This is a genomic window from Mesorhizobium sp. M7A.F.Ca.US.006.04.2.1 (assembly GCF_004022915.1).
GTDB classification, from domain to species: Bacteria; Pseudomonadota; Alphaproteobacteria; order Rhizobiales; family Rhizobiaceae; genus Mesorhizobium; species Mesorhizobium ciceri.
The window spans coordinates 1-14,858 of the sequence record NZ_RZQA01000044.1 but is presented as its reverse complement, the minus strand read 5'-3'; the positions used below and the strand labels follow the sequence as shown (position 1 = coordinate 14,858).

14 protein-coding genes, 1 tRNA gene and 1 pseudogene are annotated in these 14,858 nt (G+C 62.7%); 10 read left to right on the top strand and 6 right to left on the bottom strand.

Features of this window, described 5'->3' with window-relative positions; translation table 11 throughout:
* The first annotated feature begins 31 nt into the window (after window positions 1-31).
* From EN925_RS04415 to EN925_RS04400, 4 genes are all read left to right on the top strand, one after another.
* Window positions 32-802, top strand: coding sequence for a DUF429 domain-containing protein (locus EN925_RS04415; protein WP_013528989.1), 771 nt, complete (start codon window positions 32-34; stop codon window positions 800-802).
* 148 nt (window positions 803-950) lie between these two features.
* Window positions 951-1,595 (top strand): carbonic anhydrase, encoded by a 645-nt coding sequence (locus EN925_RS04410; protein ID WP_013528988.1) that lies wholly within the window; start codon window positions 951-953, stop codon window positions 1,593-1,595.
* On the top strand, window positions 1,592-2,026 hold the full coding sequence (locus tag EN925_RS04405) for a hypothetical protein (protein ID WP_013528987.1): 435 nt from the start codon (window positions 1,592-1,594) through the stop codon (window positions 2,024-2,026). Before EN925_RS04410 ends, EN925_RS04405 begins: the two co-directional genes overlap by 4 nt.
* Window positions 2,027-2,122: 96 nt before the next feature.
* The gene (locus EN925_RS04400; RefSeq protein WP_013528986.1) at window positions 2,123-4,177 is read left to right on the top strand and encodes a M3 family metallopeptidase; all 2,055 of its coding nucleotides are present in this window, start codon (window positions 2,123-2,125) and stop codon (window positions 4,175-4,177) included.
* Here EN925_RS04400 and EN925_RS04395 read toward each other — a convergent pair whose 3' ends face one another.
* The 4 genes from EN925_RS04395 to EN925_RS04380 form a co-directional block, all read right to left on the bottom strand.
* Window positions 4,178-5,683 (bottom strand): M81 family metallopeptidase, encoded by a 1,506-nt coding sequence (locus EN925_RS04395; RefSeq protein ID WP_013528985.1) that lies wholly within the window; start codon window positions 5,681-5,683, stop codon window positions 4,178-4,180. It lies immediately after the preceding gene.
* Between the two features lie 24 nt (window positions 5,684-5,707).
* The gene (locus tag EN925_RS04390) at window positions 5,708-6,532 is read right to left on the bottom strand and encodes a carbohydrate ABC transporter permease (RefSeq protein ID WP_127384654.1); all 825 of its coding nucleotides are present in this window, start codon (window positions 6,530-6,532) and stop codon (window positions 5,708-5,710) included.
* Window positions 6,529-7,398, bottom strand: a complete 870-nt coding sequence (locus tag EN925_RS04385) for a sugar ABC transporter permease (RefSeq protein WP_024504714.1) — start codon at window positions 7,396-7,398, stop codon at window positions 6,529-6,531. The genes EN925_RS04390 and EN925_RS04385 overlap by 4 nt, the downstream gene beginning before the upstream one ends.
* A 490-nt stretch (window positions 7,399-7,888) precedes the next feature.
* A complete protein-coding gene (locus EN925_RS04380; protein ID WP_127368162.1) occupies window positions 7,889-9,121 on the bottom strand; it encodes a sugar ABC transporter substrate-binding protein in 1,233 nt (410 codons plus the stop codon).
* A 183-nt stretch (window positions 9,122-9,304) separates the two neighbouring features.
* On the opposite strand from EN925_RS04380, the gene EN925_RS04375 reads away from it, so the two are divergent.
* The 3 genes from EN925_RS04375 to EN925_RS04365 are packed head-to-tail and all read left to right on the top strand — an operon-like array spanning window position 9,305 to window position 12,055.
* The gene (locus EN925_RS04375; protein WP_013528981.1) at window positions 9,305-10,093 is read left to right on the top strand and encodes an SDR family oxidoreductase; all 789 of its coding nucleotides are present in this window, start codon (window positions 9,305-9,307) and stop codon (window positions 10,091-10,093) included.
* Window positions 10,094-10,095: 2 nt separating this feature from the next.
* Window positions 10,096-11,163, top strand: a complete 1,068-nt coding sequence (gene ugpC / locus EN925_RS04370) for a sn-glycerol-3-phosphate ABC transporter ATP-binding protein UgpC (protein WP_013528980.1) — start codon at window positions 10,096-10,098, stop codon at window positions 11,161-11,163.
* A gap of 10 nt (window positions 11,164-11,173) precedes the next feature.
* Window positions 11,174-12,055, top strand: coding sequence for a MurR/RpiR family transcriptional regulator (locus tag EN925_RS04365; RefSeq protein ID WP_013528979.1), 882 nt, complete (start codon window positions 11,174-11,176; stop codon window positions 12,053-12,055).
* A gap of 16 nt (window positions 12,056-12,071) precedes the next feature.
* On the opposite strand, the gene EN925_RS04360 is transcribed toward EN925_RS04365, so the two are convergent.
* Both EN925_RS04360 and EN925_RS04355 read right to left on the bottom strand, forming a co-directional pair.
* Window positions 12,072-12,389 carry a DUF167 domain-containing protein gene (locus tag EN925_RS04360; protein ID WP_013528978.1) on the bottom strand — a complete coding sequence of 106 codons (318 nt, stop codon included), beginning with the start codon at window positions 12,387-12,389 and terminating at the stop codon, window positions 12,072-12,074.
* A gap of 13 nt (window positions 12,390-12,402) precedes the next feature.
* Window positions 12,403-12,693 carry a YggT family protein gene (locus EN925_RS04355; RefSeq protein ID WP_013528977.1) on the bottom strand — a complete coding sequence of 97 codons (291 nt, stop codon included), beginning with the start codon at window positions 12,691-12,693 and terminating at the stop codon, window positions 12,403-12,405.
* Between the two features lie 160 nt (window positions 12,694-12,853).
* Here EN925_RS04355 and EN925_RS04350 point away from each other — a divergent pair.
* The 3 genes and pseudogenes from EN925_RS04350 to EN925_RS04335 form a co-directional block, all read left to right on the top strand.
* A tRNA-Ala gene (locus EN925_RS04350) sits at window positions 12,854-12,929 on the top strand.
* Window positions 12,930-13,260: 331 nt separating this feature from the next.
* The gene (locus EN925_RS04345) at window positions 13,261-14,010 is read left to right on the top strand and encodes a helix-turn-helix transcriptional regulator (RefSeq protein WP_013528976.1); all 750 of its coding nucleotides are present in this window, start codon (window positions 13,261-13,263) and stop codon (window positions 14,008-14,010) included.
* 530 nt (window positions 14,011-14,540) lie between these two features.
* A pseudogene (locus EN925_RS04335) lies at window positions 14,541-14,858 on the top strand (SagB/ThcOx family dehydrogenase); the annotation flags it as partial.

Below are 14,858 nucleotides of genomic sequence, written 5' to 3'. Positions count from 1 at the left end.
ACCTCACACATCCAGGGCGGGGCCGCCGGGCGTGACATCGACTGAGGCCGTACTTGTCGGCGTCGATGGCTGCAAGGCCGGCTGGATCGCCGTCCGACGAACTTTTGGCATGGCACCGTCGGTCGGTGTCTTTGCAACCTTCACTGCCCTGCTCGCATCCCTTCCCGAAGACGCTGTCATCGCCGTCGACATGCCGATCGGCCTGCCCGGCTTTTCGGGCAAGGGCGGGCGCGGCCCCGAAGCCCTGGTGCGGCCGCTGCTCGGGGCACGCCAGTCCAGTGTCTTCTCGATCCCGTCCCGTGCCGCGCTCTATGCCGACACCAACGGCTTCACCACCATCGAAGCCTGGTATGCCGCGCACATCAGGGCAAGCGCGGTGGCCCTGACCACATCCGATCCGCCGCGCGGCGTCTCGATCCAGGCGTTCGGCATTTTTGCCAAGATCCGCGAGATCGACGCCCTGCTGATCGCGCGGCCCGATTTGCGCGGCCGCGTGTTCGAATCCCATCCGGAAGTCGCTTTCTGCCGCTTGAACGGCGATCAAGCCATGCAACTGCCGAAGAAGATCAAGGGCAGCATCAATCCGGCCGGCATGGCGGAACGCAAGGCGCTGCTCTGCCGGCTCGGCTATGATAAGGGCTTTCTCGACCAGCCGCCGCCCCGCGGTGCCGCCGCTGATGACTTCCTCGACGCAGCCGCGATGACGCTGATCGCCGGTCGCATCGCCAGCGGCGAGGCGCGGCCGTTTCCCGACCCGCCGGGCCGCGATAGCTTTGGCATTCCCGTCGCCATCTGGGCGTGACGCTGTTGGCCACGGTTGCGCTGGATGCATGGCATTTCTAGCCAGCCCTCATAATTCTGCATTGCTCGCGACCGGCTTTTGCCGCTAGAGCCTCTCTAGACCGCAACGAGCTGCCGCATCCAACTCGGAAAGGCTCCAGACGCCGCCCATGTCCCATCTCCCTGAACATCTTCTCGCCGGCTATCGCAATTTCATGAATGGCCGCTATCTCACCGAGAGCGGGCGCTATCGCGATCTCGCTCGCGAAGGCCAGGCGCCGGAGACGATGATCGTCGCCTGCTGCGATTCGCGTTCGGCGCCCGAGGCGATCTTCGACGCTGGGCCGGGCGAACTCTTCGTGCTGCGCAATGTCGGCAATCTGGTGCCGCCCTATGCACCCGACGGCGAGTTCCATTCGACCTCGGCGGCGCTTGAATTCGCCGTGCAGAGCCTCAAGGTCAAGAACATCGTCGTCATGGGCCATGGCCGCTGTGGCGGCATCCGGGCCGCGCTCGACACCAATTCCACGCCGCTGTCGCCGGGCGACTTCATCGGCAAGTGGATGAGCCTGATCGCGCCGGCGGCCGAAACCGTCTCCTCCAGCACCTTCATGACCGCTTCGGAGCGCCAGACCGCGCTGGAGCGCATCTCGATCCGCTATTCCATCGCCAACCTCAGAACCTTTCCCTGCGTCTCGATTCTCGAAGGCAAGGGACGGCTGTCGCTGCATGGGGCCTGGTTCGATATCTCGACCGGCGAACTCTGGACGATGAACAAGGAGACTGGCGATTTCGAACGGCCGGAGCTGGGATGAACGCGGCGGCGCGCAAGCTGGTGAACATCAGGTCGGTCGCTTTTGTGGCGGCCGCACTGCTGCTGGCGATTATTGCCGCCCGCGCCGATGATCGTGCCCTCATCAGCCGCTGGTATTCGGCGCTGCTGGTCGCCGACCGCACGGAACTGTCCGACCTGCTCGCCGACGATGTCCGCATCAAGCTGGACGACCTCGGCATCGTGCAAAGCAAGCAGGAATTCATCGCTTCGATCGACGAATGGAAAGGTGCCGTTGCCGGTGCTGCGATCCGGCACCGGATCGAGAAAAGCGAAGGCGGCGTCACCACGGTGGTCGCCTGCTACGATTTCCCCAACAACGACATGCTGATGCAGGAAACTTTCGCGGTCACCGACAACCGCATCACCGCCAGTTCACAAGCGGCGATCGCCGAAAACTGCGACGGCTTTTGAGGGCGATATCGGCCAAATCCGCATATTGCGGGTCCGCCGGCCGCGCCCTACATCGGGTACGACCCACCTGCCTGCTTCACCAACGAAAGACTGTCCATGCCTTCCACGAAAGCCGTCGACCTCGCCGCCCATCCGCTGACCGCGTGGCAGGGGCCGCTCGGCCTGCCCGATTTCACGCGCATTGGCGACGGCGACTTCTCCCCGGTCTTCGACGCGGCGCTGAAGGCGCACGAGGCCGAGATCGAGGCGATCGCCGGCAACAAGGATGCGCCGACCGTCGAGAACACGCTTGCCGCGCTGGAACTCGGCGGCGAAGCGCTCGATCGTGTCTCGTCGATCTTCTGGTGCCGCGCCGGCGCCTACACCAATGAGACGATCCAGGCGCTAGAGCGCGACATCTCGCCGAAAATGTCCAGGCATTTCTCGGCGATTTCAATGAATGAGCGGCTGTTTGCCCGCATCGACGATCTCTACCAGCGCCGTGAGAGCCTGAAGCTCGACGCCGAGACCTTGCGGGTGCTGGAAAAGACCTGGAAGGGCTTCGTCCGTTCCGGCGCCAAGCTCGACGCCGACGGCAAGAAGCGGCTGGCAAGCATCAGCGAGGAATTGTCCTCGCTCGGCACAGCTTTCGGCCAGAATGTTCTGGCCGACGAGCGCGACTGGGCGCTGTTCCTCGATGAAGCCGACCTTGCCGGCCTGCCGGACTTCGTGAAAAGTTCCATGGCCGAAGCGGCCGAGATACGCGGCCAGAAGGGCCGCTATGCCGTCACTCTGTCGCGCTCGATCTATGAGCCGTTCTCGACCTTCTCCGAACGCCGCGATCTGCGCGAGATCGCCTTCCGCGCCTTCACCATGCGCGGCCAGAATGGCGGCGCCACCGACAACACGAACGTGGTGCGCGACATGCTGCGCCTGCGGGCCGAAAAGGCAAAGCTGCTCGGCTATGCCTCTTTCGCCGCGCTGAAGCTCGATGACACCATGGCCAAGACGCCGAAGGCCGTGCACGCGCTGCTCGATCCGGTGTGGGAAAAGGCGCTTGAGAAGGCAGCAAGCGACCAGATCGAATTGCAACGGCTGGCCACCGCAGCCGGCAGCAACGAAAAATTCGCTGCCTGGGACTGGCGCTTCTACCAGGAGAAGCTGCGCGCGGAGAAATTCGCCTTCGACGAGGCGGAACTGAAACCCTATCTGCAGCTCGACCGGATCATCGACGCTTGCTTCGACGTGGCGACACGGCTGTTCGGCATCACCTTCGAAGAGAAAAAGGACATCGCGGCCTGGCATCCGGACGCCCGCGTCTTCGTGGTGAAGAATGCCGACGGCAGCGAGCGCGGCCTTTTCCTGGCCGACTATTTCGCCCGGCCGTCAAAGCGATCCGGCGCCTGGATGAGCGCGTTGCAATCCGGCTACAGGCTCGGCCACGGTGCGAGCCCGGTCATCTACAACATCATGAACTTCGCCAAGCCGCCGGTGGGCGAGCCGGCTCTGCTGTCGGTCGACGAGGCCAAAACGCTGTTCCACGAGTTCGGCCATGCTTTGCACGGCATGCTGACCGACGTCACCTGGCCCTCGGTTTCGGGCACTTCGGTCAGCCGCGATTTCGTCGAACTGCCTTCGCAGCTCTACGAGCACTGGCTGACCGTGCCGGCAGTGCTGGAGAAGCACGCGCTGCACGTCAAGACCGGCAAGCCGATGCCCAAGGCGCTGCTCGACAAGATGCTGGCCGCGCGCACCTTCGGCGCCGGCTTCGCCACGGTCGAATTCACCGCCTCCGCCTTGATGGACATGGCCTATCACGCGCGGGCGGAGGCGCCTGAAGCGCCGCTTCGTTTCGAAGCCGAAACGCTTGCAGAACTGCATATGCCGGACACCATAGCCATGCGTCACCGCACCCCGCATTTCGGCCATGTCTTTTCCGGCGAAGGCTATTCGGCCGGCTACTATTCCTACATGTGGTCGGAAGTGCTCGATGCCGATGCTTTTGCCGCCTTCGAGGAAACCGGCGACCCCTTCAACCCGGCACTCGCCGAGCGGTTGCGCAAGAACATCTACGCGGCCGGCGGCTCGAAGGATCCGGAAGAACTCTACACCGCCTTCCGCGGCAAGATGCCGTCGCCGGAAGCGATGATGGCCAAGCGCGGGTTGGTGTGATTAGCCAATCTCCCCCCTCGTGGGGGAGATTGGCAGCTTCCAAGGATCCGTCACCCTCGGCCACACCGGCCTTGTCAGCTTCTTGTAATCGGTCACCGCCGGATTGCTGGGATACGAACTCGGCGCCGAGACATAGATGATCTCGGCGGCGATCGGCTCGAAGCCGGCGTAGAAATGATTGGTCGACTTGATCAGCAGCATGTCCTTGGCTAGCGGATCGACGCCGATGTTGGAAAAGATATCCGGCTCGAAAGTCTGCGTGCGGTTGGTGTTGAGGATGATGTCGACCTCGGTGCCTTCGAGGCGGACCAGCGCCGTCGGCCCAAGCGTCACCCGGCTTGGCCCGAAACTCTGCCAGCCCTCCGCAACCGCCTTCAGCACGCGCACGCGCGCATCGATCGGCTCGCCGGCTTGCGGCCCGGCCTTGCCGCCGAAGCGCAGGTCGATGATTGCGCCCTCGCCTGCCGCCAGGCAGAAGGTGACCGCAATCGGATCCCAGATGGTCGCGACGGCGAACCTGTCCAGGCCACGCGCCAGCATCTGGCGCAGCACGAAGGTGCCGTCGCCGGGCACACCGCCGCCGGGATTGTCCCAGATATCGGCGATGACCACCGGCTTGCCCGGATTTTCTGTGCGCACGGCCAGCGCCCGATCGATGCCGTCGGCAGCACTCAGCATCGTCATCGCCGTCTTTTCGCGCAGCGCGTAGAGTTCCCGCCCGAGCCGTTCCGCCAGCGCGTCGCCCTTGGCCTTGTCATTGTCGGTGACGACCAGGATGCGCGTGCCCATCTCGGGCACATCGGCCGCCATGAAGCCGTGGATGACGGAGACCGACAGCACGCCGTCCTTGCCGTGCAGCGCCTTGATGCGATCGACGAAGGACCGCATCGGCTCGCGGCTGGTCGGCAGCACCTGGATCATGCGGCAGTCGAAGGTCGAAATGACAGGGTTGATCTCACCACGCACTGCTGCCAGGCCAAGCTCGACGACATGTTCGCCGCGCTCGTAGAAATCGGTGTGCGGAAATTCGAGGAAATAGGCGAGAATGTCGGAGGCCGCGACGCGCTTCGGTGTCAGATGGCTGTGCGGATCGAGTTCCACGGCGATCACCACCTCCGGCCCGACCATTGCGCGAACCCGTTCGAGCAGATCGCCTTCGCAATCGTCATAGCCTTGCGCCACCATGGCGCCATGCAGGCCGAGGATGACAGCATCGACCGGCAGCGCCGCCTTGAGCTGGCCCAGAATCTCGTCGCGCAAAGCCTCATAGGTCTGCCGCTGCACCAGGCCGCCCGGCTCGGCCCAGGTGGCGGTGCCTTCGATGACATCGAGGCCTTCGGCCACCGCACGCCGGCGTAGCGCCACCATCGGCGAGGAGCACAGCGTCGGCGTTTCCGGGTGCTTGCCGGGCCCGGCATAGAAGGCCATCTCGAACGAAGCCCTATCGGTCGGCACCGGCGAGAAGGTGTTGGTTTCCGTCGCCAGCGAGGCGGTGAAAATGCGCATGAAAGCTCCGTCCGTGAATAGGCGCTATTTGACCGCCCCGAGCGCCAGGCCTCTGACGAGGTAGCGCTGCAGCCAGATGAACAGGATGGCCACCGGCAAGGTCGCCAGCAGCGTCGCGGCCATGACGTGATGCCATTCGATGGTGTAGCGGCCGGCGACCAGCGAAAACACCTGGATCGGCAGCGTGTAGCTTTCCTGGCTGCGCAGCATGGTGAGCGCCACGACGAACTCGTTCCAGGCGTTGATGAAGGTGAAGATCGCCGTCACCGCGATCGCCGGCAGGCAGAGCGGCAGGAACACCTTGCGCAAGGTCAGCCAGCGGCCGGCGCCCTCCATCCAGGCGGCTTCCTCGAGATCGCGCGGGATGGTGTCGAAATAGCTCTGCAGCATCCACACCGTGAAGGCGATGTTGAAGGCCATGTAGATGAAGCCGAGCGCCGTCGTGCTCTCGACCAGGCCCCAGGCGGCCATCAGCCGGAACAGGCCGAGCACCAGCACGATCGGCGAGATCATCTGCGAAATCAGCAGGAACTGGCGCAAGGCGCCGTAGCCGGCAAAGCGGAAGCGCGACATCGCATAGGCCGCCGGAACCGAGATCAGGATGGCGCCTACGGTGGCGATCACAGACACGTAGAGCGAATTGAGCAACGCCTGGCCGAAGCCGGTCGCCACCCACATGTCGGAAAAATTCGACCAGCGGAATTCGCTCGGCCACCAGGTCGGCGACAGCACTTCCTGCCTCGGCTTGACCGCGGTCAGGAACATCACCGCGAAGGGAAAGAGCGTCACCGCGATCAGCGGCGCCAGCAGCAGCCAGGCGATGATCGAACGCTTGAGCTTGCTCGTCATGCGCGTTGCTCCCGCATCGCCAGCCGCACATAGATCATGGTGAAGACCAGCAAGATGGCGAACATCACCAGCGACACCGCCGATGCTTCGCCCAGCTTGCCGATGCGGAAGGCCAGCTTGTAGAGATGGGTGACCAGGATATCGGTCGAGTTGGCCGGCCCGCCCTGCGTCATCACCCAGATGATCGGGAAGGAATTGAAGACGTAGATGGTGTTGAGCACGATGGCGATGTTGATGAACGGTTTCAGGAGCGGAAAGGTAATTTCGCGGAACTGCTGCAGCGGCGTCGCCCCTTCAAGCGCCGCCGCCTCGTAGAGATCGTCCGGGATCGACGACAGCCCGCCGAGGAAGATCGTCGTCGTGAACGGCACCGTCACCAGGATGCCGATCAGCACTTGCATCGGAAAGGCGGTTTCGGCACTCGCCAGCCACTGGATGTTGTGATCGATGAGGCCGAGGCCGATCAGCGCCGAATTGAGCATGCCGCTTTCGCCGCTCAGCGCCCAGCGCCAGACCACCGCAGTCATGGTCAGCGACACCGCCCAGGGCAGCATGATGATGACGCGGGCAATGCCGCGGCCATAGAAATCGGTGTTGAGGATCATCGCCACCGGGATCGACAAGAGAAGCGCGCCGCCGACCACCATCACCGTCCATTGGCCGGTGCGCCAAAGCGCGGCCGTGAAATCGGGATCGGCAGCGAGTGCCGCGAAATTGGCGAAGTCGTTGAAGTCACGAAGCTGGCCGAAGCGGCTGACGTCATGCGTCGAGATCTGGATCAGGTCCCAGACCGGCCAGAAGATGACCACCGCCGCCAGAAACAGGCTGGGCAAGGTCAGGAGATAGGGCAAGAAACGATTTTGCATCGGCTGGCTTTGTACCGCGTTGCGGGGAGATTGGATTTCGCTGGCTTAACAGATTGACTTGGTCCGGCCTCGTTCTTCTCAGGGCACCGCTTCAGGATTCCTTGCAACCGTCGGCGCTGCCCTCACCTGCTCGTCCGTTCTCCGCAGCAGTTGCGGAAGGGCCCCTTTCCTCTCCCCCGTCGATCGGGGGAGAGGTGTCGAGCGAAGCTCGACGGAGTGGGGGTCGACCCCTTGGGCGCAAGGCGAGGCTTGCGCCTGGTGCTCTTCCTATATCCGTTCGCGGTGGCTGCCAGGTGGTTCCCCCACTCCGTCTCGGCTTCGCCGAGCCACCTCTCCCCCCTCCGGTGGGAGAGGAAAGGAGCCTGGCTGGGCGGCGTTGACATCGACGAACTATCTTTCTGCTCGAGGCTGCAAGATGTGGCGCGCCCCGCCTGAATCTGGGGCGCGCCACGGGCGCAGGGAGATACGCCCTATTCCTTCAGCACTGCCCCTACTTCTTCAGCACCGCATTGGCCTTGGCCGCCGCGTCCTTCAGGCCTGCCTCGGGGTCGCCGCCGAGATAGATCTTCTGCATGGCGTCCGACGTGATCTGGGCGACCTCTTCCCAGCCCGGGATGACCGGCGCGAAGCGGGCGTCGGGCAGCAGAGCGGTGAACGCGGCCAGATCGGCATTGTTGACGTAGTAGTCCATCTTGGCCTCTTCCTTGTTCACCGGCAGGAAGCCTTCGCCCTGTGTGAACTTGGCACGCTGCTCCGTGGTGAACAGGAAATCGAGCAGCTTCCAGGCCTCGTCCTTGTTCTTGGAGTTCTTGAACATGATGATGGAATCGGTGACGCCATAGGTGCCGCGCGCGCCGGTCGGTCCGGCGGGAATGGCCGCAACGCCGTATTTCAGGTTCGGCGCCTCGTCCTTGATCTGGTTGGACAGGAAGGGTGCGGTGATCATCATGCCGACCTTGCCCTGCTTGAACAGGTTCTGCACGTCCTCGCGGTTGTTGGAGGTGACGCCGGGTTCGGTCAGGCCTTCGTCGATCATCGACTTGTAGAGCTTGGCGGCTTCAAGCGCGCCGGGCGTGCTCAGGCCCGAAGTGCCGTCCTTGTTGAGGATTTCCGTGCCGTAGGACCACATCGCATAATAGTAATAGACGTCGGTCTCGATCTCCTTGCCCTGCAGGCCGAAGCCGAACGTGCCCGACCCCAGAGCCTTGATCTTGCGCGCATCTTCCTGCAACTCGGTCCAGTTTGCCGGTGGCTTGGCGATGCCGGCCTTCTCGAACAGCTCCTTGTTGTAATACATGGCGCGCGCCGAGGCCGCGATCGGCAGGCCGTAGGTCTTGCCATCCATGATCGAGGGCGACAGGAAGGTGTCGATGAAGCGGTCCTTGAAGTCGGGCTTGATGTAGCCGTCGAGCGGTTCGGCGACATCCTGCTGGACGAAGTCGATCAGCCAGCGCGTGCCGATGATCGACAGATCGGCATTGGTGCCGGCGGTGATGTCGGTGGTCAGCTTCTGCAGCAGCACATCCCACGGCACCACTTCGAACTTGACCGTGATGCCGGGGTTCGCCGCCTCGAATTCCTTCTTGACGCTGTCGAAATAAGGGCCAGTCTTGGCGCTGTACTCGGCCACGGTGACCCGCACCTCGCCCGCATCCGCCTGCGCCGCAATTGCCAGCATGCTCATTCCGGCCATCAGGCCGATAGTCCATTTTGCAAGACTCATTTGAACTCTCCCATTTTGATTTTTGCGCCTGCGCGCCTCTTCGTTACCCAAGCAGAAGATTTATGTGACTTTCCTACATTATCGAGGATTTGAGGGCTTGCAAGCAGATTATTATGTTGCTTAATTACATTTTGTGGACTAGGCCTGATACGACCTGTCGGAGGTCCCGGAGGATGACGCACGGTGGTTTCGCAAACGGAACTCGAAGGCAGGGCCGAATTCGAGGGCAAGACTGTCGTTGTGACGGGTGCGGGCGGCGGCCTCGGTACGGCCATCGTGGCGCTGATGGCGCAAAGGGGCGCCAGGGTCGTAGGCTGCGACCAGTCGAGCGAGGCGTTGAAGAGCCCGCATTTTGCCGCCCGCCACGTCTTCGATCTTCTCGACAAGGCGTCGATAGCCACGGCGATCGCCGCCATCCTCGACCGGGACGGTGTGCCCGACATTCTCATCAACAATGCCGGCTGGACGCGCGCCGAGACGCTCCCCGCGCTCAACCCCGACAGGATTGAGCAGGAACTCGACCTCAACCTGACCGGCGTGATGAATTTCGCCGATCCGCTGGTCAAGGCGATGGCCAGCCGTGGCTCCGGCAGCGTCGTCTTCATCTCCTCGGTCAACGCCATCGCGCATTTCGGCAATCCCGCCTATGCCGCGGCCAAGGCCGGCATCAACGCCTATGCCAAGGCGATCGCCGTCGAGCTCGGCCGCAGCGGCCTGCGCGCCAATGTCGTCTGCCCCGGATCGATCCGCACCGCCGCCTGGGACCACCGCCTTGCCAAGGATCCCGAAATCCTCGGCAAATTGCAGCGGCTCTATCCGCTCGGCCGCATCGTCAACGCTGCGGAAGTGGCGGAAGCCGTCGCTTTCCTTGCGTCCGATCGCGCATCGGGAGTAACAGGCGTGGTGATGCCCGTGGACGCGGGACTGACCGCCGGTTGCCTGCCCTTCATCGACGACATATTGGGAGCGTGAGCATGACCGACGTCGAGTTCCGCGACCTGTCGAAATCCTTCGGGCAGCACAAGATCCTCGAGAACATCAGCCTCGATATCAAGAGCGGCGAGTTCGTCGTCCTGGTCGGCCCGTCCGGCTGCGGCAAGTCGACCTTGCTGCGCATGCTCGCCGGCCTGGAGACGATCACTTCCGGCGATCTGTTGATCGGCGGCGTGCGCGCCAACGCGCTGCCGCCGCAGCAGCGCAACATCGCCATGGTGTTCCAGTCCTATGCGCTGTTTCCGCATCTGAAGGCATCGGACAATATCGGTTTCGGCCCGAAGATACGCGGCGAGACGCGCACGGTAATCGATGAGAAGGTCAAGAAGGCATCGGGGGTCCTCAATCTCTTCTCCTATCTCGACCGCTATCCCCGCCAGCTGTCGGGCGGCCAGCGCCAGCGCGTCGCCATGGGCCGCGCCATCGTGCGCGAACCGTCTGTGTTCCTGTTTGACGAACCGCTGTCCAATCTCGACGCACAATTGCGCGTGCAGATGCGAGTCGAGATCAAGGCGCTGCACCAGCGGCTGAAGTCGACGATCGTCTACGTCACCCACGACCAGATCGAGGCTATGACCATGGCCGACCGCATCGTCGTGATGGATCGCGGCAGGATCCAGCAGGTCGGGGCGCCGCTGGAGCTCTATGACAGGCCGGCCAACAAGTTCGTCGCCTCCTTCCTCGGCTCGCCGTCGATGAGTTTCGTCTCGGGTTCGCTCAAGACGACGCTTGAGAAAACCTGGTTCGAATCGGCCGGCGGCGGGCGGCTGGCGCTTGCCGGCAAACAGGTGCCGGCGGACAGCGCGGTGGAGGCCGGCATCCGCCCCGAGCATTTTGTCATCGGCGAGGCTGTCGACGCGATGGCGATCAGGGTGGATGTCGTTGAGCCCACCGGCTCCGAAACACATGTCTATGGCGCTATCGGTGCTGATACGGTACGCGCCGTGTTCCGTGACAGGGTGCCGGTCAGGCCGGGAGACCTGCTGCCGGTCTCGGTCGATCCCGGCAACATCCATCTGTTCGACAAGGCGACGGGCCTGCCTCTATGAAAATATCAGCATGAAGACGCCGGCCGACATCATCACGCGCCTGCAGCTGATGTCGCAGGACGGAACGAAGTCGGATCGCAAGCTGGCCGGCTTCGTGCTGGCAGACCTCGACTTCGTTTCCAAGGCGGCGATTTCGGAAATTGCCGCGCGCGTCGGTGTCAGCGAGCCGACGGTGACGCGGTTCTGCCGCAACCTCGGCTGCGAGGGCCTGCGCGACTTCAAATTCTATCTGGCGCAAGCCATCGCCATCGGCGGCCAGTATCTGTCGCCGGAGCCGTTGAGCCGCGATGCCCGCGAACAGCGCATCGCTTCCGCCATCACCGAAGCGGCGATATCGGCCATCCAGCGCGCCAGCGAAAACCTCGACATGACGACGCTGGTCGCCGTCGCCGCACGCATCGCGGTTTCCGGCAATGTGCTGTGCATCGGCTCCGGTGGCATTTCGTCGATGATGGCGACCGAAATGCAGAACCGGCTGTTCAGGCTTGGCGTGTCCGTGCTGGCGCAAATCGACGGACAGTTGCAACGCATGTACGCTGCCGTCGCCACCCCCGACACCACGCTGATCGCCTTCTCCGTCTCCGGCTATGCACGATCGGTCATCGATGCGGTGCAGGTCGCCCAGCAATATGGCGCCACCACGATCGCCATCACCCCGCCGGACTCCGCGCTCGCCAAGGTCGCCGACACGGTCATCCATTTCCAGTCGCTGGAAGACGGCAATATCTACAAGCCGACATCGTCGCGCTATGCGCTGCTGTCGATCGTCGACATGATCGTCACCTCGGTCGCCGAGACGCGCGGACCAAGGGTTCTGGAAAATCTGCGCCGCATCAAGCAGAGCGTCAACACGTTGAAAGTTGACGATCCGCGTTTGCCGCTGGGGGATTGACCCTCCGGCAAGGACATCAGGCCTGATGGCCGAGCGCCTCGATGCTTTTCGCCAACGTCTCCGGATCGCCTTCAATGCGCACGGTCTTCAGCCGCGCCGTGCCGCCGGCGACAACCGAGACGGCGGACCCCGGCACGCCAATCGCCTTGGCAATCAGCTTTTCGAGCGCATGATTGGCGGCGCCGTTTTCCGGCACGGCGCGGACGCGCGCTTTCAGATGGCTTCGCTCGTCCGCCGTGGTCTCGATGCCTTCGAGCCTGTCCAGCGCAGCCTTCGGCGTCAGCCGGACAAACAGCTCGACGCCATCATCGCGCAGGCGAAACGGCGCGCTCATACGATCATCGGCCTCACAGGACCAGAGGCGCCACACTGGTCAATATGAACTGCCGCAGGAAGAACAGGATCAAAAGCAGGATGATCGGCGAGATGTCGATGCCGCCAAGGTCCGGCATGAAACGGCGGATCGGCCGCAACGCCGGTTCGGTCAGCCGATAGAGCATGTTGCCGATGGAACCGACGAACTGATTGCGCGAGTTGACGACGTTGAAGGCGTAAAGCCAGGAAAAGATCGCCGATGCGATGATGATCCACCAGTAGAGGTCGAGCGCCATGACGATTGTCTGAATGAGGGCGAGCATGCCGGTCTCCAATTGTTGCCGACATGTAGCCATTGCACGCGAAACCGGCAAGGGCCGCCTGCCACGGTGCGCCGGTACGGCTGCCAGGCCACTGGATTTCGGCAAACCTCCGCCTTGACAGGAAACCGCGGCGCCCGATAAATGCGCCCATCCGCTGGACGGGGCTGTAGCTCAGCTGGGAGAGCGCGTCGTTCGCAATGACGAGGTCAGGAGTTCGATCCTCCTCAGCTCCACCAGCGGATTAATTCCTCGCTCTCCGCGCCATATGCAGTCCGCGACGCTCGTCCGGGCTGGCCTCCACGGCTGGCATTTGCCGTGCCGGCGCGCCTAAAAGGCCGCGCGCCGCGCCGCCTGTTTTCGCAATCTCCGGCAAGACTTTTGTCAATTGGACTTATGGCGGAAGCGCTCGTCGATTGTTTCCGTTTTTTTTGCAAACCGCCCCACTAAATTGACGTTACCAAATCAGTTTTTTCTGTGCGTTGTGGCCAAGGCGTTTCGGCGGGGGCGACCGGAGACGCTATATGGATTTCGAGTCGAAATGAAAAATCCGCCTGCGGAAGCAAAGACGTGTCAATTCGCGAGAATCTCGCTGCAAACCTTAGACGGCTGTGCAAGGACCATGCCTCCGTAAGCGCGGTATGCCGTGAGCTGCACATCAATCGCACCCAGTTCGAACGCTACCTGCAAGGGCAGACCGTTCCCAACAAGGCCACAGCCAAGCTGATATGCGACTACTTTCGCATCGACGAGGCGGAACTGTACCAGGATCCCGGCACACCCGAGCCAGTGATGCGCGGCCTGCCGCCGGTGTCCGAGAGCCTGTTCAACCAGATGATCCGCCCTCCCAGCCCTTCGATCGCGGGCGGCACCTATTTCACCTATTTCTCGATCCCGGGCCGCCTCGACCTCCTGGTGCGCTCGGTGACCTTCGTGCGGCGCGAAGCCGAATTGGTCACCTTTCGACGGGTCACCGGGTGGTCGGAGCGCCGGGGATCGACCTGGGCACGAGCGCGCGGCAATCACTATGGCGTGGCGATCTCGCGGCTGAACTGGATTTATTTCAGCGGCATCAATCGCCGCCAGACCGGAGAGCCGTCGCTGATCTCCGTGCAATGGGCTCCCATCTCCGAACCGGTGCTGATGGGCAAGGCCATGCTTCTGACGGAGGCCGGCCCGGCATTCGTGTCCGTCATCATGCGGCGCGACATTGCCAACATCCACGCAAGGGATGCCATCAGCATGGCGCATGTCATCAGTCTCGACGATCCGGGCGTCGACCAACTGGTTGTCAGCCTCACCCGGGACGGGTTGGGCTAATCCCTCGGATCGCCGTGTCTTACGCCAATTAAGAATAAGCGTACGCCGATAAAGCGTACGCCAACGATTGTCTACTCTGTATCTGAATAAAATCGATATTTTACACTTTGGTACCAAGAAAGATAATCCACGCATCCGCCTTCGACTCGTGGTTTTACTATAATTTTAACAAACCATTAACTCTTCCGACCTTACCTTTCTTCGCGCGGATCCCGTTCCGGGGGTCCTTCAACGGATCCCAGATTGGGGTCAGGAAAGGGATAAAAATGGCCAAGAAAGTGACCAATACTCCGAAGCTGACGATTGCCGCCGGCACGCAGACCGTCTTCTTTTCGCAGGGCATGCACTACAACAAGCGCTGAAGCCGTTCTGCGCCGACGAGCGGTTCGCTTGTCGGCGCTTCGGCTCCGCAGATGGCATCCAGCTTCATGAAAATGCGCTCTTCGAAAACGCTTGTTTTCTACCCTGGCCCGAACAAGGTCACGGCATGCAACTTCCTGACCAGAAGCGTATTTGAATGCAGCCCTGATATGGTCGGCCTTCTCGCATCGTGGGACAAATGGGCATCGACGGCGGACATTGCCCGCGCCCATGGCTGGTCGAAGTCCGAGCTGAAAGCTGTCGTTCCCCGGTTGCTCGATTTTTCCGCCCTGGTCACCGCCGGATCGCCTCTCGCCGAGCAGGAGGAACAGTTTTCAGGACAATGGAGTTGGGGGCTTCCGACGGCGCTGATGCATTTCTGCGTCCAGGACAGCGAATACATGACCATCGAGCAAGCGGAAGAGCGGCAGATGGAACGCGCCGGCCATACGCCGCAGCCGGACCTCCTGCTCAAGAATTCCGCCGGC

What these genes read in the sequence shown, in the direction of transcription:
- EN925_RS04380 (WP_127368162.1), bottom strand. Translation starts at nt 9,121, where the DNA reads ATGAGTCTTGCAAAATGGACTATCGGCCTGATGGCCGGAATGAGCATG.
- EN925_RS04395 (WP_013528985.1), bottom strand. Translation starts at nt 5,683, where the DNA reads ATGCGCATTTTCACCGCCTCGCTGGCGACGGAAACCAACACCTTCTCG.
- EN925_RS04385 (WP_024504714.1), bottom strand. Translation starts at nt 7,398, where the DNA reads ATGCAAAATCGTTTCTTGCCCTATCTCCTGACCTTGCCCAGCCTGTTT.
- EN925_RS04400 (WP_013528986.1), top strand. Translation starts at nt 2,123, where the DNA reads ATGCCTTCCACGAAAGCCGTCGACCTCGCCGCCCATCCGCTGACCGCG.
- EN925_RS04390 (WP_127384654.1), bottom strand. Translation starts at nt 6,532, where the DNA reads ATGACGAGCAAGCTCAAGCGTTCGATCATCGCCTGGCTGCTGCTGGCG.
- EN925_RS04355 (WP_013528977.1), bottom strand. Translation starts at nt 12,693, where the DNA reads ATGCTCGCCCTCATTCAGACAATCGTCATGGCGCTCGACCTCTACTGG.
- EN925_RS04365 (WP_013528979.1), top strand. Translation starts at nt 11,174, where the DNA reads ATGAAGACGCCGGCCGACATCATCACGCGCCTGCAGCTGATGTCGCAG.
- EN925_RS04410 (WP_013528988.1), top strand. Translation starts at nt 951, where the DNA reads ATGTCCCATCTCCCTGAACATCTTCTCGCCGGCTATCGCAATTTCATG.
- EN925_RS04360 (WP_013528978.1), bottom strand. Translation starts at nt 12,389, where the DNA reads ATGAGCGCGCCGTTTCGCCTGCGCGATGATGGCGTCGAGCTGTTTGTC.
- EN925_RS04405 (WP_013528987.1), top strand. Translation starts at nt 1,592, where the DNA reads ATGAACGCGGCGGCGCGCAAGCTGGTGAACATCAGGTCGGTCGCTTTT.
- ugpC (WP_013528980.1), top strand. Translation starts at nt 10,096, where the DNA reads ATGACCGACGTCGAGTTCCGCGACCTGTCGAAATCCTTCGGGCAGCAC.